The sequence below is a fragment of the Adhaeribacter terrigena genome (assembly GCF_016623615.1).
Taxonomy (GTDB): domain Bacteria; phylum Bacteroidota; class Bacteroidia; order Cytophagales; family Hymenobacteraceae; genus Adhaeribacter_A; species Adhaeribacter_A terrigena.
The window spans coordinates 30,863-54,710 of record NZ_JAEHFX010000010.1 but is presented as its reverse complement, the minus strand read 5'-3'; the positions used below and the strand labels follow the sequence as shown (position 1 = coordinate 54,710).

Here is a 23,848-nt window from a genome sequence, read left to right as displayed (position 1 = left end):
AAGCCGAGGGAACTAACGCGTACCGAACCCGCACGAAAACTAACTTGAATATTGAGTAAGGAATTTATTGCTTCGCTCAAATTCCATAGGAGTACCAGTTAGTTCCTTCGACAGGCTCAGGATGACCGGAAAATTTGATAAGATGATGCCTTCTAACTTCTGACTTTTTTCGTTTAAAACCCTACCGTTTTTTTTGATGCAAACCGTTGAACTGCCCGATCATAAAATTTTTGGAACTGTAGCCGAAGCCGCCGCCGAATTGAAAGTAGAAACCTACGTGATCGGTGGTTTTGTGCGGGATCTGATTTTGAAGCGTCCTTCCAAAGATATTGACGTAGTTTGTGTAGGAAACGGTATCGAATTGGCCGAAAAAGTAGCGGAGAAATTACCGCACAAACCCAAAGTAAACGTGTTCAAGAATTTCGGAACGGCGATGCTGCGGGCGGAAGATTGGGAAGTGGAGTTTGTGGGCGCCAGAAAAGAATCATACCGGTCTGATTCGCGGAAGCCGGAAGTGGAAGCCGGCACGCTTGAAGACGACCTGAAACGCCGCGATTTTACCATTAATGCCTTGGGAATCAGCCTGAATAAAAATTCTTACGGACAATTAATTGATCAATTTGATGGGCTTGGCGATATCAAACGGAAAATGATCAAAACGCCGCTGGAGCCGGGCATTACGTTTTCCGACGATCCGCTGCGCATGATGCGCGCCATCCGGTTTGCTACCCAACTGAATTTCGACATCGATGCGGATACCTACGATGCCATTGTAGATCATAAAGAACGCATCAATATAATTTCCAAAGAGCGGATTACCGACGAACTGAACAAAATTATCCTGGCAAAAAAGCCAAGCTACGGTTTCAAGCTGCTTTTCAATACCGGTTTGCTTAAACTGATCTTCCCGAAAATGGTGGAGCTTTACGGCGTGGAAACCAAAAACGGCAAATCGCACAAAGATAATTTCTACCACACGCTGCAGGTTTTAGACAACGTGGCCGAAGTTACCGACAACCTTTGGCTCCGCTGGGCCGCCATTATGCACGACATTGCCAAGCCCGATACCAAACGCTTCAACGATAAAGTAGGCTGGACCTTTCACGGCCACGAAGACCGCGGCGCCCGTATGGTTCCCAAACTTTTCGCCGACCTGAAACTACCGCAGAACGAACAGATGCGTTACGTACAGAAGCTGGTTCGCCTCCATTTACGGCCCATTGCACTGGTTAAAGAAACCGTAACTGATTCGGCTGTAAGAAGGCTTTTATTCGAAGCCGGCGATGATATTGATGACCTGATGAAGCTTTGTGGCGCGGATATTACTTCGAAAAACGATGCGAAGGTGAAGCGCTACATGCAGAATTTCAGGCTGGTAGAGGAAAAGCTGAAGCAGGTAGAAGAAAGCGACAAACTCCGCAATTTCCAGCCGGTAATTTCCGGCGAGATCATTATGAAAACTTTCGACCTGAAGCCTTCTAAAGAAGTTGGAATTTTGAAGGAAGCCTTAACGGAAGCAATTTTAGAAGGATACATTCGGAATGAATTTGAGGCGGCTTATCCGTTTTTATTGAAAGAAGGGAAGAAGCTGAACCTGGAGCCGATTGTAGTTTTAAATAAAGAAGAAGCGGAAGAATTGAAGGCAGTTCCGAAGGAGGTTTAGGTTATTTGACACCCGAATATGGTAAGCGTTTAGCTTAGAAGCGGCGACAGATTTTCCGCATGATCAAAATAATAACTCCTTATCTGCTCCTACCTGCTCATTCCGTTCAGCTAAAAAGAAGGAGCAGCAAGCTCGCGCCGCCATATTCATAAACCAAAATAACCACAAAAAAATAGCGCAGGCTGTTCAGACCTGCGCTACTGACAAACTGTTCAACCCAACTAAAACAAACAAACTATATTATCAGATTAGGGGTTTCTGTTTAAAAAGATGCAGGTTGTAACCTTTTGGTTGCCTGCTCTTCTTAATTTCTTTGCTATACCATTTGTTAAACCGGTTAGTTCAATAGTATGCAGTGGAATAAGCGATTTAATCAGATCATTTGGTAGACTTTTACCGCTGTTGGGTAAATAATCCTAATTCCGGTGTTAATTAATGTTACTATCGGGTTCAGACTTGTTCTTCCCAGAAATAAATTATCGGCCGGCCGGTTTTATTTTCTCCATCCCGGTTCCAGTTGATTTCATTTCTTTCATTCCAGTTCGAATCAGGTTTAAAAGATGCTTTATTCGCTATTTTTTCGGTCCGGTTTCCCTGGAAATTTTGGTTTCCTAAAATGATAAAGGCTGGAAAAACCAACAGACCCGTATATATTAGTTGCTTTTTCATGGTTTTAATTTGAGTTTGGAGTGTTGGAGAGAATGATTTGCAGACCGATAAAATATGCCGGGAAAGAGTTTTTCTTCTCATTTGCCTACCGTTTTATTTCTCCGGAATTAATTGTTGAAAATGGGGCAGGGAAAACCAGGAGTGCGGTATTTAAGTGCAGCTGAAATAATCATTCAGCCGCACTTTTTTAATTCAAAAGCATAGCGTTTTAGATCTCGCGGCGGTTGACATCCGAGCCGCCGCCCTCGTCTACCTTTATGTTTTCCGGGTCGCCGGTGTAAGTTAATTCACTGCCGCCGGTTACGTCGCCACGCAGAATGCGCTGTACGTTCACGTGGGCTTCGGAACCACCGGTTACGTCCAGGTTCGCGTTTTCTGCAATTAGTTTCAGGGCATTCAGTTCGCAACCCCCCACCACATCGGCTTCCAGGTCGCGGGCTGTACCTTCGAGCACGGCCTCCGAAGCACCGGTCAGGTTTATTTCCAGGGTCTGTACATCGGTGCGGATAAAGGCCTGGGTGGCACCGGTTTGGTTAACCTTTAATTTGTTTTGTTTGAAACCTACTACTTCGGCCGTAGATGCACCCACCAGCGATAACTCCATCAGGTCCGGCATCTGGACGGTGATGTAGATCGGGTCCGGGTTATTGCGGCCCAGGCTGAAACCTGATTTGCGCGGGAAGATCGAAAGTTCGCCGTTCTCCACTTCGAAACGCATTTCACGCAGGTCATCGGCATCGCCGCGGGCTTTCACGTTAAAAGCCTGACCGGGAATGATCTTCACGTAAAACGGGCCTACAACCGATATTTTTTTAAAATTCGCCGCATCGAGCTGCCGAACAGAAGGTCCGAAATCATCGGCGGTTTTCAGGAAGCTTTTCTCGCCGCTGTTATCGAAATCTGGGTCAAATCCGGCATCGGTGCGATCCGTTACTTCGGCTGAATCGGCGGCGGTACAGGTTACGCAGGTGAAAACATTGTTTTTGATCTTCCAGCCGTGTTTCGAGATCTGTTCGTTTGAATAGTTCAGATCGAAGTTCGATTCCGGCAGCAAACGGGCCATGTCGTAAGAAATGCGGTAGGTTTTTCCTTCCGGCAAACGAAGTTTCAGAGCTAATTCCTGTTCCCGGAAAATGGCGTTCTGCTTAAAGGTAAATCCGTTGTCCAGCACCAGCATCGAATCTTTCAGCACGGCGCGGTAGTTCATCATCTGGGCATTTTTAATGGCATCTTCTTCGGTCCGTCCCTCGGCGCTGAACTGCTGAATCAACCGGATATCGTTGCCTGCATAGCTTTCCACGGTTACATCAATGTAGTCGTCAAATACCCGCTCAATTTTGTTGGCATCTAACGAAATGGTTTGGTAATTGGCTGCTGGGAAGGTTTTTTCAGTTACATAAGTACCGTTTTCTTCAAAATTTTTGGAGTAGCTGATAATGCTTGCCAGGAAAATGAAACCAGAAATCAGCATTACGGCAAACATGGTCCAACCAACGGTAGCGCGCATATAAAACCGCTTTGTTAACAGGCCCAGGCCCAGAATGATCAGGAAAAGCGCCGGGATCAGGCCTGCCAGGAAGCCGGCAATTTTACCAAACAGCGGGAAATCGGTAAAGAAGAAGTTGTTTGGCACGTTGTTGAGTTCAATAAAACTCGCATCCTGAATTACGCCCGTGCTTACCAGCAGCAACGAAACCAGCGCTATTATTCCGGAAATGCCCATAATGATCAGCATAACCCCGGCAAATATGCGGACCACCACTAATAAAGCATTAATAACCGGACCCAGAATGCGTGAAAGCACCACCAGAATCTGAGAAAGCAAGCGTACCGGCAACAGCATTAAACGCACCAGCGGACTTTCTTCCTGATTGGCCCCGTCTGGCTGCAGGCTGTTTTTCAGCGAGTTTTCAATACCAGACAGGGTTAAAGGCTTTCCCTGCATCTGCGCTTTTTCGGTTATGGTTTTGGCTTCGGGCAGAACGATCCAGAGCAGCACATAAATAAGTAAACTCGCGCCACCGGCAAACAAACCAATCAGGAAAATGAGGCGCATCATGGCCGGATCGATTCCCAGGTAAAGGGCCAAACCGCTGCAAACACCCCCTAATTTTTTATCGTCAGGATTGCGGAAAAGCTTTCTGGAAGTGGTTTCGGTCGCTGAATAAGCGTGGTTTCCAACGGGCGTATCATAATTTATGGGCAGGGCAATCCAGCACAAAATGTAAAGCAGAATAATAAACCCGGCCGAAAGTCCGGCGGTAATGGGGGCTATCACGATCACTAAAAAAAGCAGGGTTAGGCGTACCCAGAGCGGTTCTGTGTTTAAATAAGCGGCAATACCGGCGGCCACGCCCGAAATTACCTTGCGGTTGCCGTCGCGATATAATCTTTTAGTGCCGGTGTAAGCGGCCGATCCGGTAGCTGCTGAACCGGAACCGGAAGAATAAGAGCCGGAAGTGGTTGAGCCGATCATTTTTGGGGCTTCAACTTCAACTTCGTCTTCATCTTTATCGTGCTGCGCGAAATCATTCACGCTGCCCATTTTCTTAATGAGTGCCTGCACGTCTTCCAGGGTAATTACCTGTTTGGTTGGCGTAAGGTTGGCGTAGAAAATTTCGGCCATGCGGCTTTCAATGTCGGCAATAATTTCCTGGTGACCGGCGTAACCGGAAAAGTATATTTTAATGCTGTCGAGATAAGTTCTGAGCACTTCGTAACCGTCTTCCTCAATGTGGAAGATCATGCCCTGCAGGTTTATGCTGATATTCTTTTTCATAAGGATTAGGCTTTTTTCTTGTTGATAATGAATTCGGTGGAAGCGACCAGTTCGGTCCAAGTCTGGCGGAGTAATTCTAAAAAAGACTGGCCGCTTTCAGTGAGTTTATAATATTTGCGGGGCGGCCCGGCAGAACTTTCAACCCAGGCATAATCCAGAAGGCCGGCGTTCTTGAGGCGCGTGAGCAGCGGGTAGAGCGTACCTTCCACCACAATCATTTTAGCGGAAGTCAGTTCTTCCAGCATATCCGAGGCGTAAGCTTCGCCGCGGGCAATTATTTCCAGGATGCAGAATTCAAGAATTCCTTTCCGCATCTGAACCTGGGTGTTTTCTACTTTCATAAGCCATGTTGCGTTAAGCGGTTTATTGAATTGATGATGCAAATATATAAGCAGGTACTATGCAAAGCAAGGTACTGTGTAAAAATAATTACGCGGTTATGCCCAGTAGGTTGTTTAAATTCATAAAATGGAGGTTAAAGTGCTGAATTAAAGGGTTGAACGGCGAAAATAATTTTTGATGAATTTTTAAATTGTCGGAAAGATTGTCGTAGAAACGGAAAGGCAGTAGACCGAGGATAGTTTTTCAGGTCAAAAGGATAGCGTTTTTGCTTGTTAGCATTCCTGCATTCCGGCAAAATATTATCCGGATTCTGCCGCCTGACTTTTTATGATCAAAAGCATAGCGTTTTGCCGGTTAATTTGAATTGGAATTTACTTCTTTTGCCAATTTCCTGCGCTACATAGCATTGCAGATCTTTAAAGACCACATGTAAATCCGCATTTAATGGCTATACCAGAACCCGGGATTTTTGAAGGAAAATACCCCCTGGTTTAAACATTTACACAATTATATATAGAGTATGCTCAAAGCTTCCTAAATTGCGGGGTGAGAACAAGGGTTGTGAATTGGTTGGCTAAAAGGGAATTCAGGAACGAAACAACGTGTGCGCTGGTTAAAGAAGATAATGCTGCGCTTCGTCTGATTTGCACTGGTAAACAGCTATTTCAGAAACAAATTTTACCAATTACGTACTTATGTACAGCCCGAACCGTTGGAAGCTAAAGTTTTAAATTGATTCATGTATGCTTAAAAAATTTGTTACACTAGCTGCAGGGGCATTTGCGCTGGTTAGTACCGTTGCCAACGCGCAGGTTTCCGCGCCGAAATACAGCAACGAATTTTTAAATATTGGGGTAGGCGGCCGCGCTTTGGGTATGGGTAACGTGCAGTCTGCTATTGTTTCGGATGCTACAGCTGGTTTCTGGAACCCCGCCGGCCTTACCGATCTGAAACATAAATATAATATTGTGGGCATGCACTCCGAGCTTTTTGCCGGAAGTGTAAAGAACGATTACCTCAGTTTTGCCACGCCATTAGATACTTCGAGCGCGCTGGCCGTTTCTTTAATCCGGGTAGGCGTAGACGATATTGTAGATACCCGCCGCCTGTATAGTGCCAGCGGCCAGATTCAGTACGATAGCATTCAGTTCTTTTCCGTAGCCGATTATGCCTTGTTGGTTTCTTATGCCCGCAAAAGCAATTTGCTGCCGGGTTTAAAACTGGGTGCTAATACCAAGATCATTTACCGCCACGTGGGTAGTTTTGCTACCTGCTGGGGCTTTGGTTTCGATGCGGGTGCCCAACTGGAGCGCCGCCGCTGGAAATTCGGTTTGGTAGCCAAAGATATCACCACCACTTTTAATGCGTGGTCTATTAACACCGATGAACTCCGCGAAGTATACCTGGCAACGAACAACGATCTGCCCAAAAATAGCGTGGAAATTACTATGCCCCGGTTAATTGCCGGAGTTGCGCGCGATTTTAAAATGGGGGAGAAATTTACTGCTTTGGTGGCTACCGACCTTGACTTTACCTTCGACGGCAAGCGTAACGTGTTGCTAAGGAGCGGGCTGGTTTCGGTAGATCCGCACGTAGGTGCCGAAATTGGTTACGGCGGTATTGTTTTCTTACGCGGCGGCATCAATAACATTCAGCAGTTCGAAAAGCTGGAAGGCGGTAAAAGCTGGAAAGTACAGCCGAATTTTGGGGTAGGTGCGGCCATGGGCGGCCTGAACCTGGATCTTGCCCTCAGCAAGGTAGCCGATAACAGCAATGTGTCGTCGGTAATTGTGTCGCTTGGTTATAAATTCGATAAATAATTTTTAAATATAGTATGCGGTTTTTTTATCTCTTTCGCAGCGTATTTTTTCTTTCGGTCTTTACTTTTCTGATCGGTTTTCCTACCGTTTTAAAAGCACAGACGCCGGTTTACGGCAACGAATGGATTAATTATTCGCAGCCTTATTATAAGATCAAGGTAGTAAGCACGGGCATGCACCGCCTGACGTATAACGATCTGGTGGCAGCTGGAATTTCTAACGTAAACCCTCAGAAATTCCAGATTTTCCGTCGCGGCCAGGAAGTTGCCATTTACGTAAACGGCCAATCGGACGGCACGCTGAACAGCGGCGATTACATTGATTTTTACGGCCAGAAGAATGATGGAAAGCTTGATAATGCCTTATATCGGAATACATCTTATCAGTTAAGCGATGCTTACAGTTTGTTTACCGATACTGCTGCTTATTACCTTACTTGGGGTGCTGCCAATGGCAAGCGGATGGTTGAACGTACCTCGCAACCGAATGCCCTGAGTCCGGAACCACGTCATTATGCCGAAAAATTCCGGATGCTGAACGATCAGTATTTTTCAGGTTATAAGGTTGGCTCTACCGAAGGCGCATTAGGGGAAATGGGAGAAGGCTTTACCAGTACTACGTTTTCCCGTTCCCGGAAAGATACTTTGAACAGTTTGAACAACGTAGAAAATACCGGTAGAAATCCATGGCTTGAAGTTGGGGTACAAAGTGCCAATGCAACTTCCGCTCAATTAAAAATAATGATCAAGCCGCCGGGCGGTCCGGAAAGAGTTCTTACAAACGCGGCCACGGGCACTTCGGGTATTTTAGCATTTCCGGCCTATAATATCCGGCGGGCAAAATTCGAGATTCAGAATTCCGATATCCACCCGAACGGAGTGGTTTATATCCGTACGGCCAATGCCGATTCGGCCAATACTGCTCTGGTTCGGCAAACCCGGATTTCATATTATAAACTTACCTATGCGCGTACCAACGATCTGGGAAATAGTAACCGGGTAATTTTAACCGATTCTGTTAAAACCACGCCATCTTATTTTCAGTTTTCCAACGCGCCGGCCAATGCTGTAGCTTACGAAATTACCAATCCGAACAATATCATCAGAACTACCGGCATAACTTCCGGAGGTCAGGTGGGTTTTGTCTTCGATCCGGCAACTTTTAAGCGCCGCATTCTAATTACCAACACCCAGACTACTCTTTCGCCCGCCGGCATTAAAGCTATACAGTTTAGCCCGGTTACCAATCCTTCGCAATTCGATTATGTAATTATTACGCACCCGTCATTGCGCACGCCTGTTACCGGAACTGCATATACCGATCCGCCCGCTGATTATGCTGCTTACCGTGCAAGCACCGCGGGCGGTAATTACAAACCGGTTGTTGTAAACATCGACCAGCTTTACGAACAATTCCATTATGGGGAGAAATCCTCAATGGCTATCCGCAATTTTATGCAGTGGATGATGGCTAATGGCGATCCGAAGTTTATGTTGCTTATGGGTAAAGGGCTGGAAATGAACCTGGGCAGTGGAGATTTCAGAAAGCGTCCAAATTTTTACGTAGCTCAGGGCCTGGGCGACGACTTGGTGCCAACCTTCGGCTTTCCGGCATCTGATGTGCTTTTTACGGCAGATTACAAAAATAACTCATTTTCCCCTCAGGTTGCTACCGGCCGGATCCCGGCTACAACTTCAGAGTCGATCATCGACTACTTAGAAAAGGTGCAAATGCACGAGGTTTTAGGTGTTGAAGAATGGCGGAAAAATATTCTGCACCTGGGCGGCGGATCTTCTCAAGCTGAAGCTGCTCAGCTTGCCCGGTATTTAAGTAATTATGAGAATAAAGTTGAAGGGCCGCTGCTTGGCGCAAATGTGAAATCTATTTTACGGAGTAACAATGGAGCCGCAATTTCATCTGTTAATGTTAAAGATGAAGTTAATACCGGGTTAACCTTGATGACCTTTTTCGGGCACAGCTCCTCATCCGTATCCGATCTGGATATTGGGTATGTATCGGATGCGGTAAACGGTTACAATAATCCCGGTAAATTCCCGATGATCCTCATGAATGGTTGCGGATCCGGAAATGCATTTTTGTTCAAGAATACAAACCTTCAGAAGTTTTCTTTTGGAGAAAACTGGCTGCTTACTCCTAAAAAAGGCGCTATCTTATTTTTAGCAGATGTTTTTTATGCTGTACCGTACGCGTTAAATAATTTTTCAAGCAGTTTCTATAATCTGGCATTTACAGATTCTGCCTTTTATGGGAAAACGGTTGGGGAGATTAATGCAGAAGCGGCAAAGAAAACTTTAGAGATTTCGCCGAATAACTGGGAAAATTTTGCCGTAGCAACCCAAATGGTTTTACAAGGCGACCCGGCAGTAAGATTATTTGCTCCTGAAAAACCAGATTATACCTTCCAGGCCAATGGGCTTCGCTTGCAGTCTAACCCTACCGGTTCGGCAGTAACGGCGAGCATGGATAAATTCGACCTGGTAATAGATGTTAAAAACCTTGGAAAAGCTATAGACGATTCTTTGGTAATAGCGGTTAAAAGAACGTTGCCAAATGGAAGTGTTACCCAGTACAAACCGGTAAAATATCCACCGGTATATAATAAAGCTACTTATTTGTATGAGATCAGTTCAAAAGGATTGAATGGTTTTGGCAATAATAAATTTGAAGTTACTCTGGATGCCGGAAATTCGGTAGATGAACTGAATGAAACGAACAATGAGGCCGTTTTGGAAAGTTATTTATCTGTTAACGGGGTTATTGCATTATTGCCAGCAGAATTTGGTATCGTTTCGAATACTACCGTTAAATTGGTGGGGCAGCCGGCGAATTTATTGAGCCCGGCCCGGAATTATTATTTTGAGATAGATACAGTAAATACTTTCAACAGTCCTTTTAAAAGATCTTCTTTAGTAACGAATGCCAATGTAATGCCTTCCTGGAAGGTGAATTTATTTGCAGGCACTACTCCAAAAGACAGCCTGGTATTTTACTGGCGTTTCCGTTTTAATGAATTCGGGGCCGATGAAGATACGATCTGGGCAGAAAGTTCTTTCCGGTATATTAATAATAGCCCGGCAGGTTGGTCGCAAAGCCATTATGCGCAGTTTATAAAAGACAATAAAGAGTCAATAGAAAGGGATAGCCTGACCCATGATTGGGAATTTGCACCGCTTTATAAAGAATTATTGTTCAGAACCGGTGGTGGAAATCTGCCTTTTGTGTTTCCTCCGCACGGCCTTTTTGTGAATAATAATGCTTCGTTTTATTTCTGCGGAGATGGGACCACGCCGGTAATAATGGCTGCCGTGTTCAATAACCGCGATCTGAAACCTTACATGGGATACCCAACCAATAAATGCGGATGGCCGCAGACTTTTTATGTTTTTGAAATGAATAATCAGGCCGGAATTAATGGTTTGGTGAATTTTATACAAAGTATTCCTGATGGATATTATGTGGCGTTAATGACACAAACGAATGTGCCGTTTTCTACATTTACCCAAACGCAGAAAGACGCTTTTAAATTGATCGGTTCTAAGTTGATCGATAATTTACAGACTGGTTATCCATTTGGTATTGTCGGGCAAAAAGGAGCAACAGCCGTAAAAGCACGCTTGCTGAAAGAACAATCCTACGACAGTACCTCGCCACAACCGGCCCAGGATCAGAATATAAACTTTTCGCAGGCCATTCAGGGAAATCAGAATGAAGGCAAAATCACGTCTACTAAAATTGGCCCTGCTGCGCAATGGACTACTTTGCATCATACTGTTAAAACCACCGCGAAAGATGAATATACACTTGACCTTTACGGCTTTGATCTGAAGGGAAACCGGACGCTGGTACAGGCAGATATTCAAAGCAAATCGTATAGCCTGGCAGGCGTAAGCGCGCAGCAGTACCCATATCTGCAGCTGGAAATTGCAAAGGCAGATACTGCTGATCGTTCGGCGCCGCAACTCGAGCAGTGGCTGGTAGTTTATCAGCCGGTGCCGGAAGGCATGATGCGTCCGGATTTGGTGGGCCTTGATAAGTATGAAAATATTTCGAAACAGGCCGAGAAAGGCAAAGTGAAGATGCGGTTTGCTTTCAGCAATATTTCCGGATTGCCTTTTAGCGATTCTCTATCGGTGGTGCGGAGTGTAAGCGGATCTAAAATTGCGTTGCAGGATACGATCAAAGTGAAACGCCTGATGGCGGGGGACAGCATTTTCTTCGATTATGAATTTTCTACTGCAGGCATGAAGGGGAATAATACGGTTCGGGTAGATGTGAACCCGTATATACTTCCGGAACAATATTATTTCAATAACTTCCTCGAAATTCCGTTTACCATGCCAAATGCCGACCTGCATCCGGTGGTTGACGTGGTGTTCGACGGGGTGCATATTATGGATGGTGATCTGGTTTCGCCGAGCCCTAAAATTGCCATTAACCTAAAAGATGAAGACCGTTACGATTATGTGCAGGACCCGAATAAGCTGGAAGTTTTCCTCTCGAAGCCGGATGACCTGACAAATTACGAACGCATTGATATGTCGGATGCTAGTCTGATTACCTTGCCGGATATGGACAAGGTGAAAGATAAACGCGATTTCAACATCATGTTTAATCCGAAAGGCTTGGCCGACGGCGTCTACAGCCTTCGTGTGCAAGGCAGAGATAATTCGGATAACGAAGCCGGGTTTGAGCCTTACAGCATTACATTCCGGGTGGTGAACGAATCTTCGATCACGCATTTTTATCCGTATCCGAATCCGTTCTCGAGCCATACGCGTTTTGTATTTACGCTTACCGGTAACCCGGAGAATATGCCGCGTAACCTGAAGATCCAGATCATGACTGTAACGGGTAAGGTGGTGCGTGAAATTCAGAAGGAAGAACTGGGGCCGATCCACGTGGGCAACAACATGAGTCTGCCTTGGGATGGTACCGATGAATACGGCGATAAACTGGCGAACGGCGCTTACCTGTACCGCGTGGTAATGGAAAAATCGCCGCTCGAGGAAATGAAACACCGCAAAACGGCCGGCGATAAAGCATTTAAGAAAGAATACGGCAAGCTGTATATCCTGCGCTAAAAACGCTATGGTTCCGGCCTGAAAAAGTAAAAGGGAAGCTGAATAATTCGGCTTCCCTTTTTTGTTTCCGTTGCCTTCAGTCAACGGTACTGGGTATTTTTTTTTGCAAAATTACGCAGTCGAACTAAATTTTATTCCACGGCCGTAAGGGTTACAAAAGCGTAATCGTACGGATTTTTATCGTCGGCTTTGTGTTCTTCGCGGTCGGTTTCCACCCACAAAAGGGTATCGATTTCAGGGAAAAACGTATCGCCTTCAAATTCGTGGTGCACTTCGGTGAGGTAAATGGTATCGGCCAGGAACATGGCTTGTTTGTAGATTTCTGCCCCGCCGATCACGAAAATATTGGCGTCCAATTGTTGCGCCAGCATCAAAGCTTCGGGTAAGGAATGCGCAACAAGACAACCTTCCGGTTTGAAATCTTCCTGCCGGGTAATGACGATGTTGGTGCGGTTGGGAAGCGGTTTGCCGATGGATTCGTAGGTTTTGCGGCCCATGATGATCGGGTGGCCGGTGGTCAGGTTTTTAAAGTGTTTCAGGTCAGCGGGGAGGTGCCAGATGAGTTGGTTGTTTTTGCCGATCACGTTGTTTTCGGCCATGGCTACTACTAAGGCTATCATGCGTTTTTTGCGTTTTTAAAGGTGTAACCGCGCAGCAATTCGGGCACGCTCATGCGTTTTTTGCCTTCCATTTGCAGGTCCAGAAGGTTTAAAATGCCGTCGGCGGTTTGCACGTGAATAAAGGTTTTGCCGTCGGTAATGATTTGGCCAGGCTCGACTTTTTCAGGGTTTTCAGATACCGTTTCGGTTTTAAAGATCTTAAAAGTTTTGTCGTAGAAAATGGTCCAGGCGGTAGGGTAGGGTGAAAGGCCGCGCACGAAATTATGGATCTTTTCGGCCGGCTGGTTCCAGTTTATCTGGCAGGTTTCCTTGAAGATTTTGGGCGCTTCTTTTAAGTCTGAAGAAGAACTTTGCGGCTGCGAAGGTACGTTTCCGGCTTCGATGGCTTGTACGGTTTTTAGGGCTAAGGCAGCACCGGCGTGTTTCAGTTTCTCGTAGAGCGTGCCGAAATCGTCTTCCGGTAGAATTGGGGTTTTGTCCTGGAAAATGATGTCGCCGGTATCGATCTGATGTTTCAGGAAAAAGGAGGTTACGCCGGTTTCGGTTTCGCCGTTCATGATGGCCCAGTTTATAGGCGCCGCGCCGCGGTATTGCGGCAACAACGAGGCGTGAATGTTGAACGAACCTAGCGGCGGCATATTCCAGACTGCTTCCGGAAGCATCCTAAAAGCGATAATTATCTGTAAATCGGCCTGGTAACTTTTGAGTTCTTCCAGAAACGTTTCGGATTTTAAATTAGTGGGCTGCAAAACCGGAATATCTTGCGAAACCGCATATTGCTTCACCGGTGATTCATTCAGTTTCAGGCCGCGGCCGGCGGGTTTGTCAGGCGCCGTGATGACGGCTACTACATGCTGGCCATTCTCAACCAAAGTCTGTAAAGTCGGGACCGCGAAATCGGGCGTTCCCATAAATATGATGCGGAGCGGTTTGTTCATAGTTTTTAAGGTATCTGGTAGTTGGTATCTTGTATCTGGTATTGTATTTTGGATATTGTCCAAATTCTAAATACCAGATACCAACTACTAATTATTATTCAAAATCAGGATAAAGGAGGTACTTTTTGCGGGTTTCTTTATAGCGTTTTAAGGCTGGTACCCAGGTTTCTCGGATCTCCGCTTCACTCATTCCGGCTTCAATTTGTTTGCGAAGCTGGTCGGTGCCGGCGAGCTTGGTTAAGAAACTGTTGAAGAATTTATCTTGCTGGCGCGAATTTTTATAAAAATCGATCAGGTAGCTGATTGTGAAATTAGGGGCTTTGATCTGGCTAAGGTCTTTGCCGTAGCAGCGCGCATTTAAATGAGGCGGATTGGTGGCACCGGGCACGGACTTCGGAACGAAGGAAAAGGTGGTGTCTTTATAAAACGGACTGCCCAGGATCTGGAACGGTTTTTCGGTGCCGCGGCCTACGCTTACGTTCGTGCCTTCGAATAAACCAAGCGACGGATAAAGGCGGATGGATTGTTGGTTTGGAAGATTCGGCGAAGGTTTTACGGGCAAATTGTATAGCGTTTTGTGGGTGTAATTCTTTACCGGAATAATTTCCAGGCTGCATTGCTTTCCGCCTACCAGCCATTTTTCGCCATTCAGCATTTTAGCCAGTTCGCCAACGGTTAAACCGTGTACCAACGGGATTTCGTGCATGCCTACGAAGGAAACATTGGCTTTTTCTAAAACCGGGCCATCTACGTAATCTCCATTCGGGTTGGGACGGTCTAGCACCAGTACTTTTTTATTGTTCTCGGCGGCAGCTTCCATAATATAATGCAGCGTGCTGATGTAAGTGTAAAACCGCACGCCCACGTCCTGAATGTCGAAGAGAATTACGTCGATATCCGCGATTTGCTCTTTGGTAGGCTTTTTATTTTTGCCATAAAGCGAAACCAAGGGCAGACCGGTTTTAGAATCGGTTTCGTTTTTAATGTGCGCGCCGGCATCGGCTTCGCCCCGGAAACCGTGTTCGGGCGCAAATATTTTTACGATCTGAATTTTATGGGCCAGCAACGAATCTACCAGGTGCGTATTTTTGATGAGCGAAGTTTGATTAACCACCAACGCTACTTTTTTGCCACGCAATAAAGGCAGGTATTTTTCGGTTTGTTCGGCACCGGTTTTTAAGTTGTTTTGCGTAGCGTTTTGAGCAATTTTAGGGCCGGAAAGCATACCGTTTTCAGCAGATTTTTGCGTAGAAACTACTGCCGTTCCGGGTTGTTGGGTGCCAGTGCGCTGGCACGAAGGCAGGCTTGCCAGGAAAAACGAAAGAAAAACTATTAGCGGTTGAAACATGGCTTGGAACAGAGAAATCGAAATTGATGGTTATCTTGCAGGAAATTTTGGCGCGTGAACGTTTCCCGGTACATATCTAAAAAAATAACCGCCTCCGCTTCGGAGTCGTTTACTTCTTCGGTTACAAAAATAGCAATTATCAGCATAGCCATCGGCCTTGCCATCATGATTGTTTCATTTGCCATTCTGGAAGGTTTCCGCAACCAGATCCAGGATAAGATCTTTAGCTTTGGCGCGCACCTGCAAATTACCAAATACGATACCAATAATTCCCTGGAAGGTTTACCGATCAGCACCAATACAGGCCTGAGTCCGCATAAAAATAATGTGCCGGGAATTGCGCATATGCAACCTTTTGCCCGCAAAACGGCCATTGTGAAAACCGAAGGCGAAGTGCTGGGCGTGGTGCTGAAAGGCATAGACCAAACGTATGATCTTTCCGCGATGGAACGGAACCTGGTGGCCGGCCGGGTGTTGCAAATTGTCGATTCGGTGGCTTCGGATGAGGTGATGGTGAGCAAGAAAATTGCCGACCAGCTGCGGCTGGAAATTGGCGAAGAAGCGTTGTTTTATTTTGTGCAGAACCCGCCGCGCGTGCGGAAATTTAAAATTGTAGGCATTTACAAAACCGGCCTCGATGAGTTCGATAACGTGTACGTTTTCTCCGACCTGGAACATATCCGCGACCTGAATAACTGGAACGACACGCTGGTAGGCGGCTACGAAATAATTCTGAAAGACTTCCGCACCATTGACCAGACAGCCCATAACGTGTTCGATAAAATGAACTACGATCTGCAGTTGCAGAAAATTACCGACGAATACGCCCAGCTTTTCGACTGGCTGAAACTGCTGAAACGCAACGTTATCATTTTCCTGGTGCTCATCGTTTTTGTGGCCACGTTCAACATGGTTTCCACGGTTTTCATCATGATCATGGAACGGACGCACATGATAGGTGTTTTGAAAGCTGTAGGCGCCACGAATTACCAGATCCGAAAAATATTTTTCTACAACGGCGCCAAGCTGACTTTTAAAGGGCTGCTCTGGGGAAATGTGGTAGGTTTAGGGTTTTGCGCCATTCAATATTATTTCCAGCTTATTCCCTTAGACCCCGAAAATTATTACATGGATACCGTGCCGATCCACTGGAATTTCGGCGTGATTATGATTTTGAACGCGGCTATCTTCCTGCTTACCTTGCTTTCGGTGCTGTTGCCAACGGCACTGGTTTCCCGCATCAAGCCGGTGAAGGCAATTCGGTTCGACTGATAATTGCAGCTCACTGAAACAAAAAACGCTATACTTTTCTGCCTGAAAAGTATAGCGTTTTTTGTTTCAGTATACCGGTTCCGGTTACTCCAACTCCCGCATAAACCAACGCAAATTGGCGTTAAAGCGCAGGAAAAGATTCCGGTAAAGTTCAGGGTTTTCAGCCTTCGCGATCTTTTGCATGAGCTCATACGTTTGGATCCGGCGCTGGCAATATGCCTGCATCATTTTGTTTTTCCGGTCGTATGGCTCGGTCAGGTCCAGAAGGGTAATTTCTTCGGTAATTTTTAGATTTTCGTTCCAGGTTTTTAAGCCGTTCTGAATAATTTTATTTGATTCCGCGGTTTTAAAAAAGTCAGGATCGAAGTTATACAGCTCAATGGCCCTGGCTTCATTAACCTGAAATTGGTTAAATTTCTTATCGAAAAGTTTTACGTTATTGGGAAGAACGCTGTATGCACCCATAACGATAAGTAACGCTATACCTGCTGAAAGCCAATCAATTACTTTAAAAGTTTTCGGTCCGGGTTGCTTTTTGAGGGCAGGCAGAAAAGTAAAAGCCAGTACAATTCCGGAGATCAGGCCGCCAAAATGCGCAGCGTTATCAATTCCGCCGGAATTTAAGCCATTGAGTAAATTCAGAGCCACAAATATGCCAATGCTCATAAAAAAAGCTTTCCGGGCCGATTCTTCTATATAATTGGACGTGAGCAAAGCCAGGAAAATACCATACATACCAAAGATAGCGCCCGAAGCTCCCGCCGCAATGGTGGCAGGATGCCACCACACACTGGCAAGGCTTGCTAAAACTCCGGTTGCCAGGTAAGCCATTAAAAACCGGTACCTGCCAATAATCGGCTCCAGCAAAGACCCGATATAGATCAGCGCGTACATATTCATGAGCAAGTGATATATGCCGATATGCAGAAAGCAGGCCGTTAGCAGGCGCCAGATCTCGCCATCCAGGGTTTTAGGCTGAAAATTAGCCCCCCAGGTTAAAAGCGAATAACCATCAGGATTCAAAACATTTACTCCGCTGACAGCCATTGTAATAAAAACCAACAGATTCAGGTTCAGTAAGATGGGAGTAATGAAATAACCACCTTTCGGAATGAAAAGCGAGAAAAAGGTAGGGGTAGCTTTTTTTTCATTCTGCGTTCCAAGAGTTTCGGCGAATCCATTTTCCTGTTGCAGATAGTAGTACCGGGATGCTATCGTTTCGGGGGTTAAATAGCTTTGTACCTCCATGAAATTGCCCTGGAATTCCTTTAGGTTGCGCTTGTTTTTTCCCCAGTCGTAAAGTTGGGTATCCAGGCATTCGCTTTTGATCAAGGCAGTTTCATCCTGAATTTCAATGCTGATCTCTTCGCTGAAAGAACTTAAGGAAAAGCCGGTAAAAGCGGTAAAACCGTTGGCGGTGGTGTGCCCAATGCTCCAGTCGGCTTGTTGAGCAGCTTCTATTGCTAAAACCAGAAATTGCTCCCGGGTCAGATCGCCGAGTGGAATTTGCCTGGTTTTATGATGCGATAAAGAAAAAGCCATGTTGATTGCGTAGTTTGAAATAAATCTCCAAACAACGAAGGTACTTAAATTTGGTAATTAATTTTCTTTTGTAAAGCAAAAAGTTGGATTCAAAGGAAAACCAAGCCAAATCAATGCAGGATTACATTAATAAAAAACGCTATCCTTTTCGGCCCAAAAAGTATAGCGTTTTTTTGTTGAAGAAACAGTTTTTAAACGATGCCTTCTTTATGGAAAGTGTCTTTAATGTTTTCCTGAAGCGCATAATAAACATCCCAGTAATCTTCGTGGCTGGCCCATACGCGCACTAAAAGCGTTACATCGGTGCCGGTAGTTTCTGAAACTACAACTTTCGGGGCTGGATCTTTAAACACGCGCAGATCCTGGGCAACCAGGTTGTAAATAATGTCGCGGGTTTTGTTTATATCGTGTCCTCCCGGAACCGCAAATTTCAGATCTACCCGCCGCTTTTCTTCCAGGTCGTAATTTACAATGGTGCCGCTGGCCAGGGGGCCGTTCGGGATAAAAATAGTTTTGTTGTCGCCGGTTTTTATTACGGTGTTGAAAATGTTAATGAGGTGTACCCGGCCGCTCTGGCCTTGCGCATCAATATAATCGCCAACCCGGAAAGGGCGCAAAGTGAGCAGTAAAACGCCGCCCGCAAAATTGCTTAAACTTCCTTGCAGGGCTAAACCAATGGCAATACCTGCCGAACCCAGAATAGCTAAAAACGAAGTGGCCTCAATGCCGATCTGCGAGATCACGATGATGATGAGCATGATCTTGAGCAGGATATTGACAATGTTGCTCAGAAACGGAACCAGCGAAGGATCTACGCCGCGTTTTTCCATTAAGCGGTGCAGCAGATGGGTAAGGCGCCTGATCAGCCAGAGGCCTACAAACAAGATCAGTAAAGCGATCACGATCTTCATGCCGTAGAGCACGGCGTAATTGGTAATGGTGCGGGTGTACCGGCTAAGGTCTATCATGGAAAATGCAAAATAATCTGGTGCCTATACTTACTTTTTAAGCCAAAAGATATAGCGTTTTTTGAAGTTTTAATTTACAAATGGCGGCTTTGCAAAATCAGGTTCGGATCCGGGCAGCTGGTCGCGAAGCTTTCTTTTTCGGATGGTTTGCAAACGCCCGGAAAATCACCGCGCATCCCTTTCAGGTCGGTTATAAGTTGAAAATGCAGGTGCGGCGGCCAGTCACCGTTTTCCGGAAATGGCCCGAAGGCAGCGATTCTTTGTCCTTTTTCAATTGTTTGTCCTTCCTTGAGATCTTCCAGACAAGCTACATTCAAATGCCCGTAAAGCGTGTAAAAGATCAGGTCTTCCAGTTGGTGCTGCAAAATAATGGTAGGGCCGTAGTCGCCGAAACTGGCGTTATTCTGAAAACTGTGCACCAGGCCGGGCAGCGGGGCAAAAACCGAAGTGCCGCCCGCCGTCCAGATATCGATGCCCAAATGCATACTGCGGGGTTCGGTTTCTTCGAAAAGGTTGCTCCGGCGGTAAATGATGCGGTTTTCAAGATATCCGCCAATGCCCGCAACAGCCTCTTTTTCCTGCAACATCTGGTTTACCAACTTGTCAAACGTTTCGGTTTGTTGCAGCGCTTCGGTCGTGAGTAGCGCGTTGGCTTGGGAGAAATCGAGTTTAATTACGTTAGCCGCATTCAGATCAAGCGCCACCACTTTTCCAATTTCTGCCCGGTATTTTAAAAGCAGCGTTTTCAACTTTGAGGCCTTATTTATTTCGGAACCTGGAGCCATTTTTCTCAGTGTGAATAAAAATTCTGGTTGAATTTAGCGTTCGGAATTGAAAAACTGTATGGTTTAGGGATAAAAAAGTAAAATGTAAAGGAAAACTTCCCAAAACAGGCATAAACTTGTAACTTCGTGCCCTGAAATCCAGGCCTTCCGATGCCCGGAAAACCCGTTTGAAAATATGAGCAGCCCTTACCTGAACTTAAAAGTTGTAGATATTACCCAGGAAACCGCCGATGCGATCACCCTGCATTTCGAGCATCCGGAAAAACAAACTATTCCCTACAAATCGGGCCAGTTTTTGACCCTGATCACCAATATTAACGGCAAAAGCGTGCGCCGTGCGTATTCGCTTTGCAGTGCACCGCACGAAGGCCAATGCCTTTCAGTAACCGTAAAACGGGTGCAGGGCGGTTTGATGTCGAATTTCTTACCGGATAACGTAAAGGTTGGGGACACCATGGAAGTAATGGCCCCGATCGGGAATTTCTGCCTGGAACCAAAAGCCGAGGCCACGCGCACCGTGGTTTTATTAGGCGGCGGCAGCGGCATTACGCCCTTAATGAGCATTGCCAAAACGGTTCTGAAAAACGAAAAAAACTCGAAAGTAATTCTGCTTTACGGCAACCGCGACGAGGATGCTACGATCTTTAAAGCGGCTTTCGATAAAATGGAAGCGGAAGCGAACGGCCGCCTGAAAGTAGTGCACGTTTTAAATCAGCCAAAATCGGCCGGTTATCCGGCTACGCAAACCGGCAACCTCGATAAAGCGAAGATCATTTCTTTATTGCAGGCGCAAGGCGTAACCAATTTCCTGGATACGGAATATTATATCTGTGGTCCGGAGATCATGATGGATGGCGCCAAAGAAGCCCTGACCGAACTGAAAGTGCCGGGCGATAAAGTGCACAAGGAAAGTTTTACAGCCAGCACACCGCAACCTGTAGACACCGAAGGCTTAAACGCCGGCGAAGCAACCGATGGCACTATTAAAACGCAGACCGTTACCATTCTTTATGAAGGCAAGGAATACAAAGTAACCGTAGAACCAAACCAAACCATTTTAGAAGCCGGTTTAGACCAGGATATCGATCTTCCTTATTCCTGCCAGGCCGGTTTATGCACGGCTTGCCGCGGCAAATGCCTGAGCGGGAAAGTGCACATGGACGAACGCGAAGGCTTATCGGATAAAGAAATGCAGGAAGGTTATGTGCTCAATTGCGTGGGCCACCCGCTTACCAGCGACGTGGTGATCGAGATCGGGTAGTAACGGATTGCTGATTTTATTTTTGGTGCCGGGTAGCAATACCCGGCACTTTTTTTTTGCCTGAAGCCTACCGTTTTGGGTTTTAATATCGCTTTTTTTTAATGGAATTGTTTAGCAATAGTTATAAAAATCCTATATTACAACCCGTAAAGCTCCGCTAAGCCGGAACGCTAATGTTGTGTTCTGCGTGTAAACGCCACTGCTACTTTTCAAACTCCGAATAATAAAATCTATGAATACCCTCGAAAGAACTGTACCGGAAATCAAGAAAACCCCGCGTACTTATTTACCTGAATCGTTTACCGTAACTGACTGGGCAACCATTGAACCTTATTTTATTGAATTGCGCGACCGCACTGTAAATTCTGCTTCTGAACTTGAAAAATGGCTGCAGGACCGTAGCGAGCTGGAAAGTGTGCTGCAGGAAGATATGGGCTGGCGCTACATTAAAATGACCTGCGATACTACGAACGAAGATGCTACCGCGGCTTTCCAGTTTTTTGTAGAAGAGATCGATCCGAAAATGGCGCCTTACGACCATGAACTGAATAAAAAGCTGATCGCCTCGCCTTATTTAAATGAACTAGACCAGGAAAAATACCGCATTTATTTACGATCGGTTAAAAAAGCCCTGGAAATTTTCCGGGAAGAAAACATTCCGCTCAACACCGAGATCAGCACCAAACAGCAGCAATTTGCGGCCATTTCCGGGCAAATGACGGTAACTTTAGATGGTGAAGAAATAACCCTGCAACGGGCTGCTGACCGCCTTAAAAATCCGGACCGCGCCGTGCGCGAAAACGCCTGGAAAACCATTCAGGAACGCCGCTCTCAGGATTGGGAAAAGCTCGATAATTTGTATACCGAACTGATCACGCTGCGCCATAAAGTTGCCACCAATGCCGGTTTTGCCAACTTCCGCGATTACATGTTTGCAGCCTTAGGTCGTTTCGATTACACCCCGCAGGATACTTTCGACTTTCAGGATTCTATTGCCAAAGTGGTTACGCCTATCATAAGCGAATTTGACCGCGAACGCAAAACGGAACTGGGTTTAGCCGAACTGCGGCCCTGGGATCTGGACGTAGACCCGAGCAATAAACCGCCGCTTACGCCTTTCAAAAACGGTAGCGAATTGCTCGAAAAAAGTATTGAATGCTTCTATCGCCTCGATCCGTTTTTAGGCGATTGCCTGATCACGATGAAAAATATGGGCCACCTGGATCTGGAAAGCCGTAAAGGCAAAGCACCCGGCGGCTATAACTATCCTTTAGATGAAGTAGGCGTGCCTTTCATTTTCATGAACGCTACTTCTTCCCTCCGCGACGTTGTAACCATGCTACACGAAGGCGGTCACGCCGTGCATTCTTTCCTGACCAGAAACCTTGCCTTGGGCGCTTTTAAACATCCGCCTTCCGAAGTAGCCGAATTGGCTTCCATGAGCATGGAACTACTAACTCTGGACTACTGGGATATTTTCTTCCCGGATGCCGACGAACGCAAACGTGCCATTAAAACGCACCTGGAAGGCGTACTCGAAACGTTCCCCTGGGTGGCCACCATCGATAAATTCCAGCACTGGGTTTACGAAAATCCGATGCATACTTTAGAGGAACGCCACGCAAAATGGGTGGCCTTATTCGATGAATTCAACCAGAAAGAAGTAAGCTGGTCTGGCCTGGAACAGTTCAAAACCTACGCCTGGCAAAAGCAGCTGCACCTCTACGAAGTACCTTTTTATTACATAGAATACGCCATGGCGCAATTAGGAGCCGTGGCCGTGTGGAAGAAGTTCAAAGAAGATCCGAAAGCCGGTTTACAAGGCTATAAAAATGCGTTGGCCTTAGGGTATACCAAATCGATCAGCGAGATTTATGAAGCAGCCGGTATCCGTTTCGATTTTTCTACTGACTACATTAAGAGTTTGGCCGATTTTGTGAAAGCAGAAATGGCCAAGCTTTAAAACGCTATATTTTTCGCATAAAAAAAGCCTGAAGATTTCTTCAGGCTTTTATTTTATAGTAAGGGCTGTTCTACAAACAAAGGCGCCGGTTTCATTTCACTGTAAGGCGGGCCTAATTTCTGAATCTGCGGCTGGTAATCTTTCAGGTATTGGTTGAAATTTTTAGCTGCTTTATCGTAATACGCCCGCAGGATCGGTACGCGGGAATCATCTTCCTGAATTTTGCTCGCGAGTTGTCCGGCTATGGTATCGCGGGCCGCCAGGTTGTTGGCTTCAATGAGTTGGTAGGTAGCATCCATAAGTTTGATCTGAGCGGAATCGTAAGCATCTACGGCCGTTACATCTTTAATTTGTTGCCGGTCGTAGCGTTTCGTTTTCAGGTTTTCGCGTTCCGCTAAAAGTGTGGTCAGTTGGCTTTTGTCGTAATTTTTATCGCGACCCACGCGGGCTAAAAGGGTTTGCAAGTTATCGATCTTTTGGTCGTCGGAGGCGATCATTTCATTCCAGGTAGCATCCATTTCCTGCAACAAGTTGTCCAGGTCTGCTTTTACCTGGGTATCGGTTTTCTTGGCAATTACGCGGTCCGTGGTGGTTTTGGTGGTTTTGGTTTTGTCGGTTTTGCAGCTGTAAAATGCTAGGCAAAAGGCCGCAAAAAGTATAAAAGGTATTCTTTTCATGGAACAAATTTCGGTTTAAAGGTAGAAACGAAAAAGCGCTTCAATTTAATAAAATCGAAGCGCTTTTGTTTTGTTTTTTCAATCAACCTCTCTTTGCAA

15 protein-coding genes are annotated in these 23,848 nt (G+C 45.9%); 6 read left to right on the top strand and 9 right to left on the bottom strand.

From position 1 onward, the window contains the following. Positions 1-196: 196 nt before the first annotated feature. Complete coding sequence (locus I5M27_RS16470; RefSeq protein WP_200507509.1) at positions 197-1,663, top strand: CCA tRNA nucleotidyltransferase; 1,467 nt, start codon at positions 197-199, stop codon at positions 1,661-1,663. Positions 1,664-2,540: 877 nt separating this feature from the next. Here the strand turns inward: I5M27_RS16470 and I5M27_RS16465 are convergent. Further along, a complete protein-coding gene (locus I5M27_RS16465; RefSeq protein ID WP_200507431.1) occupies positions 2,541-5,111 on the bottom strand; it encodes a GIN domain-containing protein in 2,571 nt (856 codons plus the stop codon). A gap of 5 nt (positions 5,112-5,116) precedes the next feature. After that, positions 5,117-5,452: a PadR family transcriptional regulator gene (locus I5M27_RS16460; RefSeq protein ID WP_200507430.1), complete on the bottom strand. Its 336-nt coding sequence runs from the start codon at positions 5,450-5,452 to the stop codon at positions 5,117-5,119. A gap of 744 nt (positions 5,453-6,196) precedes the next feature. On the opposite strand from I5M27_RS16460, the gene I5M27_RS16455 reads away from it, so the two are divergent. Both I5M27_RS16455 and porU2 read left to right on the top strand, forming a co-directional pair. After that, entirely contained in the window at positions 6,197-7,273 is a 1,077-nt protein-coding gene (locus tag I5M27_RS16455) for a putative type IX sorting system protein PorV2 (protein WP_200507429.1), read from the top strand. A gap of 14 nt (positions 7,274-7,287) precedes the next feature. After that, positions 7,288-12,375 (top strand): putative type IX secretion system sortase PorU2, encoded by a 5,088-nt coding sequence (gene porU2, locus I5M27_RS16450; RefSeq protein ID WP_200507428.1) that lies wholly within the window; start codon positions 7,288-7,290, stop codon positions 12,373-12,375. 131 nt (positions 12,376-12,506) lie between these two features. Here the strand turns inward: porU2 and I5M27_RS16445 are convergent, their stop codons facing one another. From I5M27_RS16445 to I5M27_RS16435, 3 genes are all read right to left on the bottom strand, one after another. After that, a complete protein-coding gene (locus I5M27_RS16445) occupies positions 12,507-12,995 on the bottom strand; it encodes a dihydrofolate reductase (RefSeq protein WP_200507427.1) in 489 nt (162 codons plus the stop codon). After that, on the bottom strand, positions 12,992-13,933 hold the full coding sequence (fmt, locus tag I5M27_RS16440; protein ID WP_200507426.1) for a methionyl-tRNA formyltransferase: 942 nt from the start codon (positions 13,931-13,933) through the stop codon (positions 12,992-12,994). The genes I5M27_RS16445 and fmt overlap by 4 nt, the downstream gene beginning before the upstream one ends. 94 nt (positions 13,934-14,027) lie before the next feature. After that, entirely contained in the window at positions 14,028-15,281 is a 1,254-nt protein-coding gene (locus I5M27_RS16435; protein WP_200507425.1) for an exo-beta-N-acetylmuramidase NamZ family protein, read from the bottom strand. A gap of 54 nt (positions 15,282-15,335) precedes the next feature. On the opposite strand from I5M27_RS16435, the gene I5M27_RS18835 reads away from it, so the two are divergent. Further along, positions 15,336-16,553: an ABC transporter permease gene (locus tag I5M27_RS18835; protein ID WP_200507424.1), complete on the top strand. Its 1,218-nt coding sequence runs from the start codon at positions 15,336-15,338 to the stop codon at positions 16,551-16,553. A gap of 84 nt (positions 16,554-16,637) precedes the next feature. Here the strand turns inward: I5M27_RS18835 and I5M27_RS16425 are convergent, their stop codons facing one another. From I5M27_RS16425 to I5M27_RS16415, 3 genes are all read right to left on the bottom strand, one after another. Further along, positions 16,638-18,095, bottom strand: coding sequence for a rhomboid family intramembrane serine protease (locus I5M27_RS16425; RefSeq protein WP_200507423.1), 1,458 nt, complete (start codon positions 18,093-18,095; stop codon positions 16,638-16,640). A gap of 191 nt (positions 18,096-18,286) precedes the next feature. Next, on the bottom strand, positions 18,287-19,063 hold the full coding sequence (locus I5M27_RS16420) for a mechanosensitive ion channel family protein (RefSeq protein WP_200507422.1): 777 nt from the start codon (positions 19,061-19,063) through the stop codon (positions 18,287-18,289). A 74-nt stretch (positions 19,064-19,137) separates the two neighbouring features. Next, entirely contained in the window at positions 19,138-19,812 is a 675-nt protein-coding gene (locus tag I5M27_RS16415; protein ID WP_234462565.1) for a peptidoglycan DD-metalloendopeptidase family protein, read from the bottom strand. A gap of 211 nt (positions 19,813-20,023) precedes the next feature. On the opposite strand from I5M27_RS16415, the gene I5M27_RS16410 reads away from it, so the two are divergent. Together I5M27_RS16410 and I5M27_RS16405 are read left to right on the top strand one after the other, a co-directional pair. Beyond that, positions 20,024-21,109 (top strand): ferredoxin--NADP reductase, encoded by a 1,086-nt coding sequence (locus I5M27_RS16410; RefSeq protein ID WP_200507420.1) that lies wholly within the window; start codon positions 20,024-20,026, stop codon positions 21,107-21,109. A 232-nt stretch (positions 21,110-21,341) separates the two neighbouring features. Continuing rightward, positions 21,342-23,072 carry a M3 family oligoendopeptidase gene (locus I5M27_RS16405; RefSeq protein WP_200507419.1) on the top strand — a complete coding sequence of 577 codons (1,731 nt, stop codon included), beginning with the start codon at positions 21,342-21,344 and terminating at the stop codon, positions 23,070-23,072. Between the two features lie 53 nt (positions 23,073-23,125). On the opposite strand, the gene I5M27_RS16400 is transcribed toward I5M27_RS16405, so the two are convergent. Next, the gene (locus I5M27_RS16400; protein ID WP_200507418.1) at positions 23,126-23,749 is read right to left on the bottom strand and encodes a hypothetical protein; all 624 of its coding nucleotides are present in this window, start codon (positions 23,747-23,749) and stop codon (positions 23,126-23,128) included. Positions 23,750-23,848: the final 99 nt, after the last annotated feature.

Excerpts from the sequence above, each read along its gene's own strand:
- I5M27_RS16470 (WP_200507509.1), top strand. The coding sequence starts at position 197 with ATGCAAACCGTTGAACTGCCCGATCATAAAATTTTTGGAACTGTAGCC.
- I5M27_RS16465 (WP_200507431.1), bottom strand. The coding sequence starts at position 5,111 with ATGAAAAAGAATATCAGCATAAACCTGCAGGGCATGATCTTCCACATT.
- I5M27_RS16460 (WP_200507430.1), bottom strand. The coding sequence starts at position 5,452 with ATGAAAGTAGAAAACACCCAGGTTCAGATGCGGAAAGGAATTCTTGAA.
- I5M27_RS16455 (WP_200507429.1), top strand. The coding sequence starts at position 6,197 with ATGCTTAAAAAATTTGTTACACTAGCTGCAGGGGCATTTGCGCTGGTT.
- porU2 (WP_200507428.1), top strand. The coding sequence starts at position 7,288 with ATGCGGTTTTTTTATCTCTTTCGCAGCGTATTTTTTCTTTCGGTCTTT.
- I5M27_RS16445 (WP_200507427.1), bottom strand. The coding sequence starts at position 12,995 with ATGATAGCCTTAGTAGTAGCCATGGCCGAAAACAACGTGATCGGCAAA.
- fmt (WP_200507426.1), bottom strand. The coding sequence starts at position 13,933 with ATGAACAAACCGCTCCGCATCATATTTATGGGAACGCCCGATTTCGCG.
- I5M27_RS16435 (WP_200507425.1), bottom strand. The coding sequence starts at position 15,281 with ATGTTTCAACCGCTAATAGTTTTTCTTTCGTTTTTCCTGGCAAGCCTG.
- I5M27_RS16425 (WP_200507423.1), bottom strand. The coding sequence starts at position 18,095 with ATGGCTTTTTCTTTATCGCATCATAAAACCAGGCAAATTCCACTCGGC.
- I5M27_RS16420 (WP_200507422.1), bottom strand. The coding sequence starts at position 19,063 with ATGATAGACCTTAGCCGGTACACCCGCACCATTACCAATTACGCCGTG.
- I5M27_RS16410 (WP_200507420.1), top strand. The coding sequence starts at position 20,024 with ATGAGCAGCCCTTACCTGAACTTAAAAGTTGTAGATATTACCCAGGAA.
- I5M27_RS16405 (WP_200507419.1), top strand. The coding sequence starts at position 21,342 with ATGAATACCCTCGAAAGAACTGTACCGGAAATCAAGAAAACCCCGCGT.
- I5M27_RS16400 (WP_200507418.1), bottom strand. The coding sequence starts at position 23,749 with ATGAAAAGAATACCTTTTATACTTTTTGCGGCCTTTTGCCTAGCATTT.